This is a genomic window from Bellilinea caldifistulae, from assembly GCF_001306055.1.
Lineage (GTDB): Bacteria > Chloroflexota > Anaerolineae > Anaerolineales > Anaerolineaceae > Bellilinea > Bellilinea caldifistulae.
On record NZ_LGHJ01000010.1, the window covers coordinates 26,927 to 44,762 of the forward strand.

Below are 17,836 nucleotides of genomic sequence, written 5' to 3' on the forward strand. Positions count from 1 at the left end.
TTGGGTGAGTGTGTTGACCGGGGAAAGGGCCTGGGTTTTTGAGCGGTAGAAGGGTCGCCTTACATCAGCCTTCTGTTTTGCTCTTTCCTCTAAAACAGGATACGGGATCAGGCTACATGGTATTCTTCCGGCAGGGATTGCATGTATTCGGTAAGAAAGACCCGTTCCTGTTCGGTCAACTCGGTTTTTAAGGCGTGGGCAAGAGCTCCTTTCAGAGCGCGCTCCCAACATTGGCGATCCTCGTGGACGTACGCGCCTCGACCGGCAAGTTTCCCCGTAGGGTCAATCTGCACGCCTTGCGGGGTACGGACGATCCGAATAAGCGCTCTTTTTGCCATCACCTGACGGCAGCCCACACAAGTGCGCTGGGGAATGTGTTTCGTTCGTTGGACTGGTTTCCTGGCCACCTTTCCTACTCTAATTTAATCTGCACCGTTTTATTCATCCCAATCCCAACCACCATCTCCGCGGCGGTGCTTTTTACGGATGATGATTGTATCGCGGTCGGGGTCATACTCAATCTGGGTGTGTTTCTTTTTCTTTTTACCCTTTTTCTTCTCTTTGCGGGTGGAAATTCCTTCGCTTTCTTCCTCATCCTCAAAGAGGGCTTCATCCACGGGTGTCAATTTCAGGTCGAAGATCTGTTCAAAGGACGGTTCTTCTTCCTCGGTGGTTTCTTCAAACCTGGATTCAGTTTCGGTTTCTGCCCTGGCAGCCTCGACTTCCAATTCTGGTTCAATTGCCTCGATGAACGGCTCCACCTCCGCAAGAGGTTGCGGGGCACTTTCTGCGATGGTTACGATCTCTTCGGCAGGTTCGATGGTTTCCGGCAACGGCTGCGGCGCTTCTTCAACGGTTGCCTGTGCGGCCTTCTCGGCTTCCATTTGGGCGTCCAGTTTTTCCATGAGTTTGTGGATTTCTTGCATGGCACGCGGGCCAATGCCGTTCAAACGCAGGATCTCATCCGGCGCAATCTTCATCTGAACAGCCATTTCCCCAACCGTGCTGTAGCCGGCTTCCTGCAGGATGTAGGCAACATGCTCCGGTAAACCGCTGTCCAGAATGTTGATGTTGAAGGAGTCGGCGGGCACCTGCGCTTTGGCCTGTGAAAACAGGTCTTCGCTGACCTTTTCGGCCTCGGGACGGCGGGTCATGCGGCGTTCTACCCGGTCAACAAAGCGCGCCATCAAATCGTATTCTTCCGGCTGCAAGGGACGTCCTTCTGCTTTGCGGGCAAGCATATCTTCCACCTTGCGCATCGTCTCGGCTTCCTGAGCGGCCAGTTCGGCAAGGCTTTCGTCTTTTTGCAGTTTGTAGAGAGCATCGGCAGCGGCTTCGGGCAGGCTTTTGATATCAATGCGCCAGCCGGTCAATTTGGCAGCCAGCCGGGCATTTTGTCCATCTCGCCCAATTGCCAGACTTAACTGGTCTTCGGGCACGACGACGGTAGCCGTTTTGCCGCTGGATTGCTGCTCGTTGAGGTAAACCCCGCTGACGCGGGCCGGGCTGATGGCTTTGGCGATGAAAACGGCCGGGTCGGGATTCCATTCAATGACGTCAATTTTTTCATCGTGCAGTTCACGGACGATGGCCTGGATACGCACACCGCGGATGCCGACACAGGCTCCCACGGGGTCAATGCCGCTTTGGGTAGCCGAAACAGCAACTTTAGCGCGTTCACCCGGTTCACGGGCAATCGAGCGAATCTCAACGACGCCGTGGTAAATTTCGGGGACTTCGTTTTCCAGCAGTCGGCGCAGAAAATTGCGGTGAGTGCGCGAAAGGATGATCTGTGGGCCGCGGTTGTTGTCCTTGACTTCGGCCACCAGGGCGCGCACGCGGTCGTGAATGCGGAAACGCTCGCCGGGGATCATTTCTTTGCGAGGCATGGTGCCTTCGGCTTTCATTTCCAGACCAATGGTCAGCCCTTGCGCGCTGACGGCCTGCACCACGCCACTGACAATTTCGCCCAGTTGTTTCTGGTAATAATTCAACTGTGCCTGACGTTCGGCGTCGCGGATACGCTGCTGAATCACCTGCCGGGCGGTTTGTGCAGCCACACGCCCAAAATCGCGCGGGGTGGTCTCGACAACAATCATGCCGCCCAGCTGCGCATTTGGGTCAATTTTACGGGCTTCTTCAAGGCTTACCTCGGTGCGCGGGTCTTCCACTTCCTCGACGATTTCTTTTTCGGCAAAGATGGTTACTTTACCGGTTTCAATGTCTATTTTGGCTTCGACATGTTGGGCGTTGGAAGCATTCACCGCACGGCGGTATGCCGAAACCATCGCCGATTCGAGCGCTTTGAGAATCACTTCTTTTGGAAGTTGTTTTTCTTCCAGGACTTCATTGAACGCCAGGGTAAATTCGTTCTTCATGCTTCAACTTTCTCCAGATAGTTGCGGTTACTAAGCAGAAAAGTGGGGGTTGCCCACTTTTCGATGCGGTCCTCTTTCTTTTGCCTTGCGACTTTGATTTTATCACAGGTTTTGTTAACAGGCAAGAAATTTTACTTAATGATTCGATTAAAACTTTTGACAAATTACCATTCTCTCGGGTATCCTTAAATTACACACGGGAGGGATCCATGACAATCATCGAAGATACCTGGGTCAAAGTTGATCATTTGAACATTCACCTCTATACTGCCGGTGAGGAGGGTGAAACAATTGTATTATTGCATGGCGGTGGTCTTGATTCGGCCTGGCTTTCCTGGCAGCCGGTCATTCTGGCGCTTTCCACTCGCTTTCGGGTGATTGCTCCCGACCTGCCCGGTTACGGTAAGAGTGATACTCCACAAATTGATTACACACTGGATTACTACATTGACTTCGTAAGACGGCTGCTGGATCAATTGGATGTGGAGCGGCCAACGCTGGCAGGAATTTCGATGGGTGGCGGAATTGCTATCGGTTTTGCATTGGCACACCCCCAGCGAGTCAACCGGCTGGTGCCGGTGGATAGTTACGGTATCCAGCGCAAATACCCGGGCGGATTATGGGGATATTACCTGGTACGGATGGAGTGGCTGAACCGCTTTTCGTGGTGGTTGCTGGGACGCAACCGGGCTTTAACCCGTGCGTCCTTACAGCAAATCATGTATGACCCAAATGCCCTGTCCGATGATCTGATCAACGAGGTGTATGAAGAGATCCGACGTCCCCGGGCAGGCATGGCCTTTCGTTCTTTTCAGCGTCATGAAGTTCTTCGCGACGGTGTGCGTACCTGTTATCTGGATCGCTTGAAGGAAATTCAGGCTGAAACGTTATTCATACATGGGGAAAATGACCGTTTGGTGCCGGTGGAGTGTGCTCGAGAAGCCCACGCCAGGCTCCCCGGTTCGCGGCTGGAGGTCATACCGGCTTGCGGGCACTGGCCGCAGCGCGAAAAACCGGATGAGTTTAATCGGATTTTGCTGGATTTTCTGCAAACTTCCTGATCAATCCGACCATTCCAAAAAAGAACAGGATAATAAAATGGACAATCAGTATCTTTGGTGGCGAGATGGGGTCATTTATCAGATTTATCCGCGTTCCTTTGCGGATAGCAATGGTGATGGAATTGGTGATTTGAACGGCATCCGCAGCCGTCTGGATTATCTGGCGGAATTGGGGGTGGATGCTATCTGGCTTTCGCCGATTAATCCATCGCCGGATGTGGACTTTGGCTATGACGTCAGTAATTATCTCGATATTGATCCGAAATTCGGGACGCTGGCTGATTTTGATGCGCTGGTTGATGAGGCGCATCGGCGCGGCATTCGGATTGTTTTGGATTTGGTGCTGAATCACACCTCGGATCAGCATCCCTGGTTTATTCAGTCGCGCAGCAGCCGGGATAATCCCTTTCGGGATTATTACCTGTGGCGTGATCCGGCTGCGGATGGCGGCCCTCCCAATAACTGGCAATCCATTTTTGGCGGAAGTGCATGGGAATGGGATGCTCAAACCGGCCAGTACTACTATCACATGTTTTACAAAGAACAACCGGATGTCAACTGGCGAAACCCGCCAGTGCGCAAGGCGCTGCTGGATGTATTCCGTTTTTGGTGCGACCGCGGGGTGGATGGCTACCGGCTGGATGTTTTCAATATGTATTTCAAGCATCCTGATTTTCCGGATAATCCGCCGGCGGTGGGTTTACGCGGTTTTGACCGCCAAAAGCACATTTACGATTGTGATCAGCCGGAGATGTTTCCCCTGCTACGGGAGATTCGCGCCATCCTCGATTCATATCCGGAGCGGTTTGCCGTCGGGGAAACCTTCCTTTCTACCCCCCAGAAAGCAGCATCTTACTGCGCTGCTGGCTTGCTGCACACCACCTTCGATTTTACCTTCCTGCATTCCCCATGGAAGCCGGCACGCTTTTTGAAGGCGATTCAGGATTGGGAGCAGGCCTTGCAGCAGGAGGGCTGGCCAACCTACGTGCTGAATAATCACGACAACCCGCGATCAGCTACTCGTTACGGCCAGGGTGAGGATGACAACCGCCTGCAAGTGGCAGCCGCCCTGCTCCTGACCCAACATGGGACGCCTTTTCTTTACTACGGTGAGGAAATTGGGATGCGTGACATTCCCATCACTCGTGAAATGGTACAAGATCCAGTGGGTAAGCGTTTTTGGCCGCTTTATAAAGGGCGCGATGGGTGTCGTTCGCCGATGCAGTGGAATGACAGCCCCAATGCCGGTTTTAGCACCGGAAAACCGTGGTTGCCCGTCCACGCCAATTACCGGCAACGCAATGTCTCAGCTCAGCAAAATCAACCGGATTCCCTGTACCACTTTTACCGCAAGTTGATTCAGCTGCGCAAGGAATACCCGGTGTTGAGAAATGGTTTCTTCCAGCCTCTGACGTTTGAACCCCAGCGGTTACTGGCTTACCTGCGTCAAAATGCCGACCAAACCATTCTGGTTGCGCTCAATTTTGGTAAACGCCCGGTACGCCTGGCGTTGGGCGGCATGGTGCGGCGCGCAAGTTGGAAATTGCTTTTGTCCAACCGACGCGACCATTTGCCGCCGTTGAAGGACGGTTTGTTGCTTCCGCTGGAAGGCCACGAAGTCTTGATTCTGCTGCAAGAAGCCTGATTGGCTTTATTCTTCTTCGCCTGTGGTTTCTCCCAACACTTCTAGATCGAACGGCACACCGACCTGCTCGCCGGCTTCGCGTAAGCCTTTTACCACTTCAACCAGCAGGGGAATGCCTCTCTGACGGTTCAAAGCCTCCAGCTCAAACTCTTTTTCGCCGTGAATGTAGATGCGTTCCTGCCCTTCGGCTTTGGGGGCATTTTTTAGGGTTTGAATCAGGCGATCCAGGTCGGCTTTGAATTCCTGCGGGTCGCGGAAGGCGTCAATGCGGATGGCGGCAAAGAAATGCCCGACATTGGCGGGTTGATCTTTACCGACCGAGCCCACAAATGGCCCGGTGGCTGCACCGGAAAGTACCCCGGAGAAGATATCCACCCACAAGGCTAAACCGTAACCTTTATAACCGCGCATGATGTCGGTACCGCCTAACGGCAGTAAGGCACCGCCTTGCAGCACGGCTTTCGGATCGGTGGTCACCTGGCCGTTTTGGTCAATTCCCCAGCCTTCGGGGATTTTTTCGCCGGCTTTGTCGTACACCGTGATCTTGCCGATGGGGACAATGCTGGTTGCCATGTCCAGTACGTAAGGTCGTTCGTGCAAGGCGGGGGCTGCCACTGCAATTGGGTTGGTGCCGAGGATACGGGTGCGTCCATAAGTGGGAGCCACCAGCGGCTGGGCGTTGGTGAAGGAAATCCCGATCATGTCATGCGGCAAGGCCATCATGGCGTAATAGCCGGCAATTCCGTAATGATTGCTGTTGCGTACCGAAGCCAGCGCAACACCGTTTTCCCCGGCTTTTTGGATGACGCGCTGCATGGTGTGGTAACCGACCACCATGCCCAAACCGTTGCCACCATCCACCAGGAGGGTGGTGGGGGTTTCGCGGACGATCTGGTAGGGGGAAGCCGGATCAATCAGCCCTTTGAGGATGCGGCTGCCGTAATAACTGTGCAGGCGGATGATGCCGTGAGAACTGACCCCGCGTAAATCGGCTGAAATCAACACGTCTGCTGCGATGCGGGCGTGTTCTTCGGTGACATTCAAACGGGTGAAGAAGCGGATGATGTAGTTTCTCAGGTCTTCAACACGGAATAATTGAGCAAGCGGCATGATCGGACTCCTCCAATTTGGCGAAATTTGATTTGCAATCACACGTCCAGATTACGGACATTACGGGCATGCGTGGTGATGAAGCGGGTGCGGGGAGGGACGGCTTCGCCCATCAGCATGTCAAAGGTACGGTCAGCAGCCGCGGCATCTTCAATGCTGACGGAGAGGAGGGTGCGGTTGGCGGGGTTCATGGTGGTTTCCCACAATTGTTGAGGGTTCATTTCGCCCAAACCCTTGTAACGCTGGATGGAAACCTTATCCGCCGAAACCCCCAATTCCTTTAGTACCTTGTCTTTTTCGGCTTCGGTATAGACGTACCTGACCTGATTTTTATAGGCGATGCGGTAAAGCGGCGGTTGGGCAATGTAGAGGTGGCCAGCTTCGATGAGCGGCTGCATATAGCGGAAGAAGAAGGTTAACAGCAGGGTGCGGATGTGGCTGCCGTCTACATCGGCGTCGGTCATGATAATGACCCGGCCGTAGCGCAGCCCGGATAAATCGAAGTTTTCCCCAATGCCGGTGCCCAAGGCGGAGATGAGGGCTTTGACTTCATTATTGGAAAGGATTTTATCCAGACGGGCGCGTTCGGTGTTGAGGATTTTACCGCGCAGCGGCAAAATGGCCTGAAAGTGACGGTCGCGTCCCTGCTTGGCTGAACCACCTGCGCTTTCACCCTCAACGATGTACAGCTCGGTCTTGTTGGGGTCGCGCTCGGAGCAGTCGGCCAGTTTGCCGGGCAGGGTCAGGCTTTCCAGGGCTGATTTGCGGATGACCAGATCGCGCGCTTTGCGGGCTGCATCCCGGGCGCGAGCCGAGGTGAGACATTTTTGAACGATGGCGCGCGCCGCGGAGGGATTTTCTTCCAGAAAGGCGTAAAATGCCTCCCCAACGACTTGCTGGACATAAGTCTGGACTTCCGGATTCATCAGCTTGACCTTGGTCTGGCTTTCAAACTGCGGGTCCGGGTGCTTGATGCTGACGATGGCGGTCATGCCCTCGCGCGTGTCATCACCGGTGAAGTTGGGGTCGGCGTCTTTCAGCAGGCTGTTGCGGCGGGCGTAGTCGTTGATCACGCGGGTGATGGCAGTGCGTAAACCGGTCATGTGCGTACCGCCATCTATGGTGTTTATGGTATTGGCAAATGAATAAACCGACTCGGCGTAGGCATCGGTATACTGGACAGCAACTTCAATGCCGATATTATCCACTTCTTTTTCGACAAAAAAGACCGGGTGGAGCGTGGTGCGGTTGCGGTTGAGGTATCGCACGAAAGAAATGATGCCGCCCTCGAAGAAAAAGGTTGTCTCGCGGTTGCTGCGCTCATCCACCAATCGTATCAAGACCTTGCGGGTGACGAAAGCCATCTCGCGGAAACGCTGGCTGAGGGTCTCGAATTTATAATCCACATCGTCTTTGAAAATTTCGCGATCAAATTTGAAAGTGGTTATTGTTCCGGTGCGGTTTGGCTCACATTTGCCAATTACCTTGACTGCCTCCTGGGGGATGCCGCGCTCGTAGCGTTGGAAATACTTTTGCCCATCCCGACAAACGACCACCTCGCACCATTCCGAGAGAGCGTTGACTGCCGAAACACCCACACCGTGCAGACCGCCGGAAACTTTATAACTGGAATGGCTGAACTTGCCGCCGGCGTGGAGAGTGGTCATGACCACTTCCAGCGCCGATTTTTTCTTTTCGGGGTGAATATCTACCGGGATACCCCGGCCATTGTCCTCGACGGTCACCGAACTATCGGGGTGAATGGTCACAATGATCCGATTGCAGAATCCAGCCAGGGCTTCGTCAATTGAGTTGTCTACTACTTCATAAACCAGATGATGAAGGGCTTTGAGGTCGGTACCGCCAACGTACATACCCGGACGGCGGCGGACGGCTTCAAGGCCTTCCAGCACCTGAATGTCTTTTGCGCCATAGGATGAGAGGTCTTTTGATTGAGCCACGGATAATCCTCCAAAGAACTTAACACCTTGACCTTCCCCCTGAATCTGCGGAGGGAAGGATTTGAGTGGTTATGCCTGCACCATTCTTGCACTTTGCTGTTTGATTAATTCCATCAACCAGCGCAAACCGCTCCGAAAATAGATAAAACTGGCGGTTAGCAAACTGGTGTAAATAAACGCATGTCCCAAAATACCGACCAGGGTCAACCACGAACTGGTGGGCGGGATTTTCCATAGAATATCCATGCCCTGAGCAATCAAAATTGCAGCAACCAGAAAAAGACTGCTGCCGGTCAGATGATTGCGCACCAGACGGACGCTGGTCAATGCGGAAACCAGCAGGTTGCGCTGACCGAGAAAAATGCTATGCGGCGTGAAAATCAATGGAATAAAGAGCCAGATCAGTAAGAACAGAACCGCCAACAGAGCAATACTGCCTAAACTGGCATTGATCATTGCCAGCAGGGAGACGATCGCCGAAGCGGGCAGACTGATCAGAAAGACCGCGAAAAGGATTGTCAGAATAAAAACAGCGCATAATCCCGATTGCACCAGGAAAGCTTTGAATTCAAACTTAATGGGGGTTTCGCCGGAGGAACGCGCCAGTGTATTCAGGAAGAGACAGCCCATCAGGAAACCGATGACGAGAAAGAGAACCCACCAGCCAAATGCGGAAGAGAAGGAGTTGATCTCTAACACGGCGGGCTGACCAAACGGCGTTAAGTCGCTCATGCGGTTTGCCATCAGGCTCGGCAGACCGATTGGAAAAGTCTGTAATGCGCTGGCAAGATTATAAGTCTTCAGGCTTTCAATCCAGAGCGCGGTGAGGTCGTTGACCTGTTGGGCAATTTCCGCCGATGCAAAACGGCTGATGGTATTGGCGTATTCGGTCAACAAAGGAGTGAACAACCGGTCAATGCGGAATTGCGGACCGAGCCACAAAAACACATCCAGCAACACCGGTAAAATTATCAAATAAACTTTGCCGGCAACGGTATTGAACCCCGCGCTGAGGGCTGGTATCAGGCGAGGCGGGGTGATTAAATTCATATCTGCTTCTGATGCCATACAAGGTTTATTTTACCATACTCATCCTCTCTGGCAGGGATTGCCCGTCGGCGGTAAAATCAAATTATGCAATCCCACCGTCACTTACCCGATGCCGACCGGCTGAGCGTGGTGGCAGCCGTCATTCTGCTGGGGTATGCCCTGACTCCCTTTGTTTCTCTGCCGGAACGCCTGGTTAGTTTGCAACTGCCCGGGTTTTTCTTCGAGATGCGCCTGAATTTTTCCACCCTGGTGGCCATTCTGGTTTCCCTCATTGCCGCAGCTGGCACCGACTGGTTGATTCAAACTCATCCTCATCTGGAGGGCAAAGTCCGTTTACCGCACTGGTTGCTGCCGGCTCTGACGGCATGGGCGATTGGTGTGCCACTGACCACCCTGCAAGTTGGAGTGGAGTGGTGGGTGGTTTTTACGCTGGGCGGTGTGCTTTTCCTCATGGTTGTGCTGGCCGAATACATTGTGGTGGATACGCAGGATATTCGCCACGCACCGGCTTCGATCGGCCTGACGGCTGTTTCATTTGCCTTATATCTGGTGCTGGCGGTGAGTGTACATGCAGCCGGTTTACGGCTTTACACGCTGATTTTGACGCTTGCACCAACCCTTTTCCTGATCAGTCTGCGTTCTCTTTATTTGCGTAGCGGTGGAAGGTGGTATCCGGCATGGGCAGCAGGGATCACGCTGGTGGTCAGCCAGCTGGCGGTTGGGTTGCATTACCTGCCACTTACGCCGTTGCGGTTTGGTTTGCTTTTACTGGCAGCCGCTTATGGGCTCACCAGTCTGGCAGCCGGTTTAGAAGAAGGCCGGGGATTACGTTTTGTGTGGGTTGAACCGCTGGTTATGGCGGTTTTACTGGTTGGGGTTTCCCTGCTTGTGAGGGTTTAATTGAAAAATTTAAAATTGCGCGCTCACCATTTCCAACAAATGCAAGACCACATTTTTCAGAACCTGCCCGAAGAAGCCTGCGGAATGCTGGGCGGGAGGGGCGATCAGGTAGAGGTGGTCATTCCCATCACCAATCAGGCTCACAGTCCGGTTCGTTTCTACATGAACCCGGTTGAAATGTTAAGAGCTTTTGATTGGCTGGAAGAAAATCAAATGGAAATGATTGCCACATTTCACTCTCATCCGATGGGGCCGTTACATCCATCGGAAAGCGATGTTCAGGAGTTTGCCTACCCCGGCACTGCCGTGCTGATCTGGTCACCAGTGGATGAACAGCGCTGGGGCGTCCGAGGATTCATGATTGAGGCTGCCGGGTATCGCGAAATTGGCTTAATCTTGTTAGAATCGTAACCTGATAAAGGGTTGCGGGTTATAAACGCTGGAGGAAGAGTGATGGAAGGATGGTTGACCACAGGACTGGTATTGTTGGGGGCGTATATCATCGGCTCGGTGCCGTTTGGACTGGTGATTGTCTGGATTGCCCGCGGTAAAGACTTGCGTCAGATTGAAAGCGGCCGGACAGGCGGTACCAACGCCATGCGAGCCGCTGGTTTTCTGGCGGGGCTTTTTACGGCCATTTTCGATGTCCTTAAAGGTTCGGCGGCGGTTTGGCTGGCAGCGTATGTGTTTCCGGAGCAGATTTGGGTGCGGGCAGCGGCCGGCTTACTGGCGATTCTCGGTCACAATTATTCCGTATTTCTGATCGAATCGCGCGCGAAGGGCGGTATTCGATTGCGCGGTGGGGCAGGCGGCGCGCCGGCTTTTGGGGCTACGCTGGCACTTTTCCCGCCGGCAGCCTTGATCATCTTCCCGTTAGGCGTACTGGTGTATGTGGGAATTGGCTATGCTTCCGTCACAACAATGAGCATTGCCTTCTTTGCAACGATCATCTTTCTGGTGCGGGCATTGCAAGGTCTTTCCCCGTGGGAATATGTTGCCTTTGGGGTGGGCGCATTGGCGGCGGTGATCTGGTCACTACGTCCCAATATTGAGCGGTTACGCAACGGCACAGAACGGGCGGTTGGTCTGCGGGCTTATTTGCAAAAACGCAAAGCTCAGCAAAGCGAAAATAATGAAAACGGCTCGCTCAAAGCGAACCGTCCAAAACAGGAACACGCCCGAAAAGGACTTTAGACCTTAATCGGCCGGGGTGATGACAACCCCTTCCTCTGCGGCGATTTGCTTGAAAAGAAAGCGCACATTGCGTTTGTGCAATTCCTCGGCGAGGCCGCCGAGATAGACGCGGCTCTTGCCACAGGATTCAATATCAATCGTTGCAAGTACTTCCAGTGGATTTTTTCGCCGGACGGCGGCGCGGACGGCTTTTCGCACGTTATTGAGATAATTGAGGTTTTCCTGGACGGCGTCGTCAATTTCTCCGCGCAGGATGATGTCGCCGTGGCCCTGAATGATGTTTTCCAACCCCATTTTTCCGATCCGGCGAATCGTTTCACTGAGTACATCCGGATCACCATCCACCACATAGGGCAAAGGCAGGAAGGCATCACCGGCGAACAAAACACGGTCTTCCTCCACCAGCACTGAGATGCCGTCGCGGCTGTGACCGGGGGTGTGGGTAAGGATCAGATTCTTTTTACCAATCCGCAAAGAAAGGTCACCGCCTTCGAATGTGAGGTGCGGATAAACCAGTTTAACCTGTTTGAAGGCAGGGTTTTGTCGCCGGGCAGATTCCAGGGATGCCGGGCCGCGCAATTCCATCAATTCGCGGCAGAGGGTGTGAGAAATTACGGTTGCGCCCGGGAAGAAACAATTGCCCCAGGTGTGATCGGCATGATGGTGGGTGTTGATGATGTAACGCACCGGTACACCGAGGGTTTCTTCAATAAACGAACGCATGGCAAGTGTTTCCTCGGGAATTGCCAATGTGTCAATCACCACAGCCCATTGAGGTCCGGTTATTGCCCCCGCTGTGACCTGAGCGTAGATTTCACTTTGAAACCAGTAAACATTTTCGGAGATGCGCTCGCGCTGCATACCTGCTCCAAGTGTTGAATTGGATGGGTGTTACAGGTGCAAAGAATAGCATAAAAAAGATCAAATGTCAAAATTCCCGCGGCAATGGAATGAAGGTTTACTGCTCACCCTGATTCTTCTTGTGGATCAATGGGAAGCGCAACAGTCCTTTGCGGTAAAGGTAAATACCTGCCGCCACAAGAATCAAAATCTCGGCGAGCAAAGCCCCTGCAAAATATGGCCAGTACTTTCGTGCCCAGGATGACGCGAAGGGTGGTCTGGTGCCTTCGGATGGCGGTAAGGTGGTGGAACCGGTGGCAGTGGCGGTCACAGGGGAGGATGTAGTTTGAGGTGTGAGTGTTTCCCCTATGGCGGTGGACTGGGTCGGGTTGGGTTCGGGAGGCGGGTAACCTTCCCCGGCTGGAAGGGTGGGCGTGCCTTCACCGATCGGGTAACCATCTTGTGGGGGTGGAGTGGATTGTGGGGTCAGGCTTCGGTTGGGGGTTATGCTGCCGGTGCCTAACGGTGCGGGGTAGCCTTCCAGGGTGGGGGTGGTGGTGCCCGGCGTGCCGCCAAAAGGAGTGAAGGTGCGGGTTGGGAAGCGGGTGCGGGTAGGCGGCAAGGTGGGGGAGCGGTACACCACCGTCGGGTAGATGACCGGTGTACGGGTGCGCGTGCGGGTGGGAATGAGGGTAAAGGTTATCGTGCGGGTGGGGGTGATGGTGCCGGTCAGGGTGATGGTGGGAGTAAAGGTCAGGGTTGCGGTTGGCGAAAGTGTTGGGCTGGCAGTGAATTGAGTACCCGTCCCGGTGGGTGTGGGGGATGATGTGGCGGTGGGAGTGGACGTGGCTGTCGGGGTAGGGGTAGAAGTGGATGTGGCGGTGGGAGTGGATGTGGCTGTCGGGGTAGGGGTGACTTGCTGCGGTATTACACTGATCACACCGCTGAAGGAGGATTCCTGGGTAGTGCTGATAATTTCCAACCGGTAATAATAGGTGGTACCGTTGGTCAAACCACTATCCACAACTTCATAAAATGCTCCACCAATGCCGGAGCCGCGCCGCGCAATAAAGGGACTGACCCGGCTGAAGCCACCGCTTTCACTCTGACTGCGCAGCAGGTAAAAACCGGTGGTGTTCACTTCGCTGACGGTTGTCCACTGGATGGCCGCCTGAGTATCTCCGGCTATCGCCGTGAACTGGCTGAAAATGACGCTGGAAGGCAGCGGCAGTAAACCAACCACAAACGGGGTGAAGTTCAAATCATTACTGCTGTTCGGCCGGCCGCTGCCGTCAATTGAAACTTGAATTTCTTTGAGGATGGGGTCACAAAGAGTCGTTTGACCTGTTGCTCCGCCCGCACCGCTGCCAGCCGGGTTTTGACCGGTGGTATCCCAACCATCCGTCACATTGCCGATTGGATCGTACCACCACAGCGGAATCAAAGCCGGGTTGCCGCTGCCGCAATAAGCAGTGCTTTCCACGGTAGCCGTACAGCCGCTGGTGGAATCATAGCGGAAGAACAAATCCACCAAAGTGGGTGGCGTGATCACATCGCTGGAAAGAAAAATGTCGTAATAATTCGAGCAGGCGGTCAGGCTGCCCGGCATACCGCCAGTGAAGGGCACATTGTCCGGGCTTCCAGAACCGTGATTGACCACGAAGAGGGCAAAATCACTGTCGCTTGGGGCGTGTTGAAATGCAACTTTGCCATTGCTGGTGTATGTTTTTGCAGAAGTGACGGTCACTTTTTCCGCGCTTACACCCGGGGCATTGCTGCGTGGCAAGGCCGGCGCACCCAGTTGTTTACCGGCGGTAAACGTACATTGGGAAATGGCCGTGAGCGGGTCAACCCCAAAGCCCCAGAAATTATGATCCACCTGGCCTTTGGTACTGCACTCTACTTGAAATCCGCTGCGATTGGCGTAAAAGTTGTTGGCACCCGCTTGAACGGTGCCGCTGCCGGTGCCGGCCTGCCGCCAAACGGCGTAACCGGCATTGGCAGTGATGTGGTTGAATTGAAGAATCACATCGCCGTTGTTGTCCAGAATTCTGACCGCATCCTGACCACCGGTCAGATCATTGGAAATCAAAGAGACGGTTTGGGGGCTTTCAACCTGGACAAGGGTACGGCTGGTACTGGTACAAGTGCCATCGTTGATGTTCAAGTCCCGCAAGGTAGCTCCGGCGCTGATCCGAAGCATTGGCTGGGTGCAGGTTGCTCCGAGATAGGTGATTTGAGCGTCATTCACCCCTTGAATCGTGTGGGGCTTGTCCACCAGCACCGCATTGTTCTTGATCAGGTAATTGCCGGTTATCAAAATGGTTGCAGGCTGGGCCGGCAATGGGTGGGAGTCAATAGCGTCCTTCAATCCGGTGCCAAGTCCGGTGGGCAAATCTTCCCCGGAATTAATGTAACAGGGTGAGCTGGCCCCGCAAGCAGCCGCATCGTTGGCTACATAAATCACATCGGCGGTGGCGGTGACACTGATGCCCAAAAACGCCTGACTGGTTTGCTGCCAGCCCCCCGTCGTCCGCTCCAATGCCCGCACCAACACAGAGCCGCTGGTAGTTGCCGTGCTGCCAATCCGAAAGGAAAAATCCAGCCAGTCGCCAAATGCGCCGGCATCTAAGGTCGCCTGGGCTCCCCCCAGCAGCGTGTAACCTGCCGGGGCAATGGTACAGTTGGTGATACTGCTCTGATAGGGGCTGCCGGTGACACCACCGGTCAACCCGATGCGTAAGTCTGCAGCCGACCAGTTAATCGGCGTATAAAGGCAGACTTGTACGTTGGTATCTGGTGGAGGCAGGTAGGCGGTCAGGTCAAAGGAAGCGCGCACATTGAGGGTCTGCCCGGCGGCACAACCAGCCGGCGGACAGGCGGCCGGTGCTTGCAGAGTTAAACTGGTGGATTGAATGGATTGGGCGCGGGTTGATTGCGGCAGGCTGACGATGAACAAAAAGGCGACTGCAACCAGCAGGTAGCGCACGACGAAACCACGCGGATGGGTCTGCTGGAAGGGCGAGTCGGGGTTGAAAAAGATGTTCATCAAATGCCTTGAAAAAAAGGATAATCGGCTGGGCGGGGTTGAATTGTTTTGATTATACCGTTCCCATTGTACAAAAATCAAACCATCAACGTGAGATTTTTCATGGAGGTATTTTTGGAAATTACCTCTGCGGCCTCAGTGAAGGACTTTACTCAAAAAGGCTTTGGTGCGTTCTTGTTTGGGATTGGAGAACAAAACATCCGGCGGGGCTTCCTCGACAATCTGGCCATCATCCATCAAGATGGCGCGGTGAGCGGCAGCACGCGCAAAGCCCATCTCATGGGAGACGACCACCATGGTCATGCCCTCACGCGCCAGGGCAAGCATGACATCCAGTACTTCTTGAATCATCTCCGGATCAAGCGCGCTGGTGGGTTCATCAAACAGCATGATTTTCGGGTTCATCGCCAGCGCACGGGCAATTGCCACCCGTTGCTGCTGTCCGCCCGATAACTGAATCGGGTAGTTGTGGGCTTTATCGGGGATGCCGACTTTGTGCAACAAGTCCAGCGCAATGCGGGTGGCTTCCTCTTTGCTGCGCTTGCGCACAATCCGCTGAGCCAGCAGGATATTTTCCAACACCGTCAGATGCGGAAAGAGGTTGAACTGCTGGAAAACCATGCCCACCTCTGTGCGGACGGCGTTGATGTTGGCGGCTGTATCCAGAGGAATGCCGTCCACCACAATCCTGCCTTCGTCGAATTCTTCCAGCCGGTTAATGCAGCGCAGCAAGGTGGATTTCCCCGACCCCGAAGGGCCGATGATCACGATCACTTCGCCTTTGTACACATCCAGATTGACGCCGCGCAAGGCGTGGACATTCCCAAAGCGTTTGTGAACATTTTCAATGTGGATGATGGGTTCAGAGGTCATCAGGCTTACCTCTCGATTTTGGTTTTTTGTTCAATGTAGTGAACAACCCGCGCCGAAATAAGGGTCATCACCAGATAAAGTAAAGATACCATGATCCACGGCTGAATCGGGATGAAATTGGATGCCATGAATTCACGTCCACGGCGGGTGAGGTCGGAGACGGCAACCACGCTGATCAGGGAGGTGTCCTTCAGCAGGGTGATGAATTCATTTCCAACCGGCGGCAGGATGACGCGGATGGCTTGCGGAAGTATGACGTAACGCATGGCTTGAAAGTAGGTCATTCCCAAACTGCGGGCGGCTTCCATCTGACCTTTGGGAATGCTCTGAATGCCGGCCCGGTACACTTCGCTCATGTAGGCAGCATAACAGATGGTCAAACCGAGGATTGCCATAAAATTTGGGTCGGCTTTGTAGTTGATTAACGCCGGACTGTTCAGGGAAGTTCCCAAATTTTGAATAATGGGAGGGAAGGCGAAATACCAGAAGAGCAGCTGTACCAGCACCGGAATGCCGCGAATGATTTCCACATAAATGGTGAAAATGCCGCGCAATAACCATAATTTCGATAAGCGCGCCAGTGCGACCACCAGTCCCAGAATTAGCACCAGCACGAAAGAAATCATCGTTGTTCGCAGGGTGACCCACACCCCATCTTGAACAAAAATGAGAATACGCTGATACGGATTGGGTTGAGCGATGACCAGAATCACAATTAAAGCGATGACGGCAAATACCAGCAGCCACCACTGGTCTATGCTGGTTTTGCGTGCGTTTGGGCTTGCCTGGGAGGGGTTAGCCGTTTGCATGCTGGGGTATCTCCTCGAAAAACGAATCCAATTTCATGGGGGAGTTCAACAAAGCACGGGCAGCGGCGGTTGTGAAAAATCCTGCCATCTGCCCGTGCCGATCAATTTCACCATAGATGGGGGCTATTCACCCACCAGCCACTTCATTTCAAGTTCGGAAATAACCCCTTCGTTTTTGAGCTGAGCCAGGGCTGCGTTGATTGGCGCAATCAGGTCTTCACGGTTCTTGCAGATCGCGATTCCGTAGGATTCATCGGTGAAGACTTCGCCGACGGTGGTCAATTTTTCCGGATTTTGACCAATGAATCCGAGGGCAGTGGGGTAGTCCGCTATCACGGCATCCACCTGACCGTTCGCCAGATCGAGGAAGGCCAGATCATAGGTGTCATACGGTTTGTAGTTGACATTGGCAATCTTGCGGGCTTCAATTTCGCCGGTTGTTCCCAGTTGAGCGGCGACGGTCTTGCCTGCCAAATCGTCTTTGGATTTGATGGTTTCATCCCCTTTACGGATGACCACAATCTGACCGGCGTTGATGTAGGGATCGGAAAAGAGCATTTGCTGCTTGCGATCATCGGTGATGGTAATGGCAGCAATTGCCAGATCAAACTGGCACTGCGCCAGCCCGGCCAGCACCGAATCAAACGGCAGGTTGCTCCATTCGAGTTGGAAGCCGGCTTTTTCGGCAATAGCCTTCATCAACTCTACATCAAAGCCGGTCAATTCCTTGGTAGCCTCATCCACAATCTCAAAGGGTGGGAAAGTAGCGTCGGTCGCTACCCGGATCGTTGCCGTGGATGGGGCGGGATAGGCTTCCTGTTGCGGCGGGGCAGTTGGCTGGGGTGGCTGCTCGACCGGATACCCTTCCTGCGGAGCAGGGGTGGGGGTGGGTGATGGCTGGCAGGCGCCTAGCACCAGAGCAGCCAGAAACAATGCGGACAGAATCAAATAAACTGAGCGTTTCAC

Annotated in this window: 15 protein-coding genes; 5 read left to right on the plus strand and 10 right to left on the minus strand. The window is 53.9% G+C overall.

Annotated elements, in window-relative coordinates:
• Positions 1–107 precede the first annotated feature (107 nt).
• Positions 108–407 (minus strand): RNase P modulator RnpM, encoded by a 300-nt coding sequence (gene rnpM, locus AC812_RS03800; protein ID WP_061914483.1) that lies wholly within the window; start codon positions 405–407, stop codon positions 108–110.
• Between the two features lie 30 nt (positions 408–437).
• Positions 438–2,378 (minus strand): transcription termination factor NusA, encoded by a 1,941-nt coding sequence (gene nusA / locus AC812_RS17080; RefSeq protein WP_082148976.1) that lies wholly within the window; start codon positions 2,376–2,378, stop codon positions 438–440.
• A gap of 209 nt (positions 2,379–2,587) precedes the next feature.
• On the opposite strand from nusA, the gene AC812_RS03810 reads away from it, so the two are divergent.
• Together AC812_RS03810 and AC812_RS03815 are read left to right on the plus strand one after the other, a co-directional pair.
• On the plus strand, positions 2,588–3,439 hold the full coding sequence (locus AC812_RS03810; RefSeq protein ID WP_061914486.1) for an alpha/beta fold hydrolase: 852 nt from the start codon (positions 2,588–2,590) through the stop codon (positions 3,437–3,439).
• 37 nt (positions 3,440–3,476) lie between these two features.
• A complete protein-coding gene (locus AC812_RS03815; RefSeq protein ID WP_061914489.1) occupies positions 3,477–5,084 on the plus strand; it encodes a glycoside hydrolase family 13 protein in 1,608 nt (535 codons plus the stop codon).
• Between the two features lie 6 nt (positions 5,085–5,090).
• Here AC812_RS03815 and AC812_RS03820 read toward each other — a convergent pair whose 3' ends face one another.
• The 3 genes from AC812_RS03820 to AC812_RS03830 all read right to left on the minus strand — a co-directional run bounded on the left by AC812_RS03820 (position 5,091) and on the right by AC812_RS03830 (position 9,205).
• Positions 5,091–6,194 carry an Ldh family oxidoreductase gene (locus tag AC812_RS03820; RefSeq protein ID WP_061914493.1) on the minus strand — a complete coding sequence of 368 codons (1,104 nt, stop codon included), beginning with the start codon at positions 6,192–6,194 and terminating at the stop codon, positions 5,091–5,093.
• A 38-nt stretch (positions 6,195–6,232) separates the two neighbouring features.
• Entirely contained in the window at positions 6,233–8,155 is a 1,923-nt protein-coding gene (gene gyrB / locus AC812_RS03825; protein ID WP_082148977.1) for a DNA topoisomerase (ATP-hydrolyzing) subunit B, read from the minus strand.
• A 69-nt stretch (positions 8,156–8,224) separates the two neighbouring features.
• Complete coding sequence (locus tag AC812_RS03830; RefSeq protein WP_145962525.1) at positions 8,225–9,205, minus strand: hypothetical protein; 981 nt, start codon at positions 9,203–9,205, stop codon at positions 8,225–8,227.
• 84 nt (positions 9,206–9,289) lie between these two features.
• On the opposite strand from AC812_RS03830, the gene AC812_RS03835 reads away from it, so the two are divergent.
• From AC812_RS03835 to AC812_RS03845, 3 genes are read left to right on the plus strand one after another with little or no spacing between them, the layout of a single operon-like run.
• Positions 9,290–10,105: a DUF5656 family protein gene (locus tag AC812_RS03835; protein ID WP_061914501.1), complete on the plus strand. Its 816-nt coding sequence runs from the start codon at positions 9,290–9,292 to the stop codon at positions 10,103–10,105.
• The gene (locus AC812_RS03840) at positions 10,106–10,516 is read left to right on the plus strand and encodes a M67 family metallopeptidase (protein WP_061914504.1); all 411 of its coding nucleotides are present in this window, start codon (positions 10,106–10,108) and stop codon (positions 10,514–10,516) included.
• 42 nt (positions 10,517–10,558) lie between these two features.
• A complete protein-coding gene (locus AC812_RS03845) occupies positions 10,559–11,299 on the plus strand; it encodes a glycerol-3-phosphate acyltransferase (protein ID WP_061914507.1) in 741 nt (246 codons plus the stop codon).
• Between the two features lie 3 nt (positions 11,300–11,302).
• On the opposite strand, the gene AC812_RS03850 is transcribed toward AC812_RS03845, so the two are convergent.
• From AC812_RS03850 to AC812_RS03870, 5 genes are all read right to left on the minus strand, one after another.
• On the minus strand, positions 11,303–12,160 hold the full coding sequence (locus tag AC812_RS03850; protein WP_061914510.1) for an MBL fold metallo-hydrolase: 858 nt from the start codon (positions 12,158–12,160) through the stop codon (positions 11,303–11,305).
• 97 nt (positions 12,161–12,257) lie between these two features.
• Positions 12,258–15,188 (minus strand): hypothetical protein, encoded by a 2,931-nt coding sequence (locus tag AC812_RS03855; RefSeq protein WP_145962526.1) that lies wholly within the window; start codon positions 15,186–15,188, stop codon positions 12,258–12,260.
• A gap of 135 nt (positions 15,189–15,323) precedes the next feature.
• On the minus strand, positions 15,324–16,061 hold the full coding sequence (locus AC812_RS03860) for an amino acid ABC transporter ATP-binding protein (RefSeq protein ID WP_061914516.1): 738 nt from the start codon (positions 16,059–16,061) through the stop codon (positions 15,324–15,326).
• 5 nt (positions 16,062–16,066) lie between these two features.
• Positions 16,067–16,870: an amino acid ABC transporter permease gene (locus tag AC812_RS03865; RefSeq protein ID WP_061914519.1), complete on the minus strand. Its 804-nt coding sequence runs from the start codon at positions 16,868–16,870 to the stop codon at positions 16,067–16,069.
• 123 nt (positions 16,871–16,993) lie between these two features.
• Complete coding sequence (locus AC812_RS03870; RefSeq protein WP_061914522.1) at positions 16,994–17,836, minus strand: basic amino acid ABC transporter substrate-binding protein; 843 nt, start codon at positions 17,834–17,836, stop codon at positions 16,994–16,996.

Coding starts and splice junctions, on each gene's coding strand:
- AC812_RS03850 (WP_061914510.1), bottom strand. CDS start 12,160: ATGCAGCGCGAGCGCATCTCCGAAAATGTTTACTGGTTTCAAAGTGAA.
- AC812_RS03830 (WP_145962525.1), bottom strand. CDS start 9,205: ATGAATTTAATCACCCCGCCTCGCCTGATACCAGCCCTCAGCGCGGGG.
- AC812_RS03835 (WP_061914501.1), top strand. CDS start 9,290: ATGCAATCCCACCGTCACTTACCCGATGCCGACCGGCTGAGCGTGGTG.
- AC812_RS03815 (WP_061914489.1), top strand. CDS start 3,477: ATGGACAATCAGTATCTTTGGTGGCGAGATGGGGTCATTTATCAGATT.
- AC812_RS03845 (WP_061914507.1), top strand. CDS start 10,559: ATGGAAGGATGGTTGACCACAGGACTGGTATTGTTGGGGGCGTATATC.
- nusA (WP_082148976.1), bottom strand. CDS start 2,378: ATGAAGAACGAATTTACCCTGGCGTTCAATGAAGTCCTGGAAGAAAAA.
- AC812_RS03860 (WP_061914516.1), bottom strand. CDS start 16,061: ATGACCTCTGAACCCATCATCCACATTGAAAATGTTCACAAACGCTTT.
- AC812_RS03865 (WP_061914519.1), bottom strand. CDS start 16,870: ATGCAAACGGCTAACCCCTCCCAGGCAAGCCCAAACGCACGCAAAACC.
- AC812_RS03855 (WP_145962526.1), bottom strand. CDS start 15,188: ATGAACATCTTTTTCAACCCCGACTCGCCCTTCCAGCAGACCCATCCG.
- AC812_RS03810 (WP_061914486.1), top strand. CDS start 2,588: ATGACAATCATCGAAGATACCTGGGTCAAAGTTGATCATTTGAACATT.
- AC812_RS03820 (WP_061914493.1), bottom strand. CDS start 6,194: ATGCCGCTTGCTCAATTATTCCGTGTTGAAGACCTGAGAAACTACATC.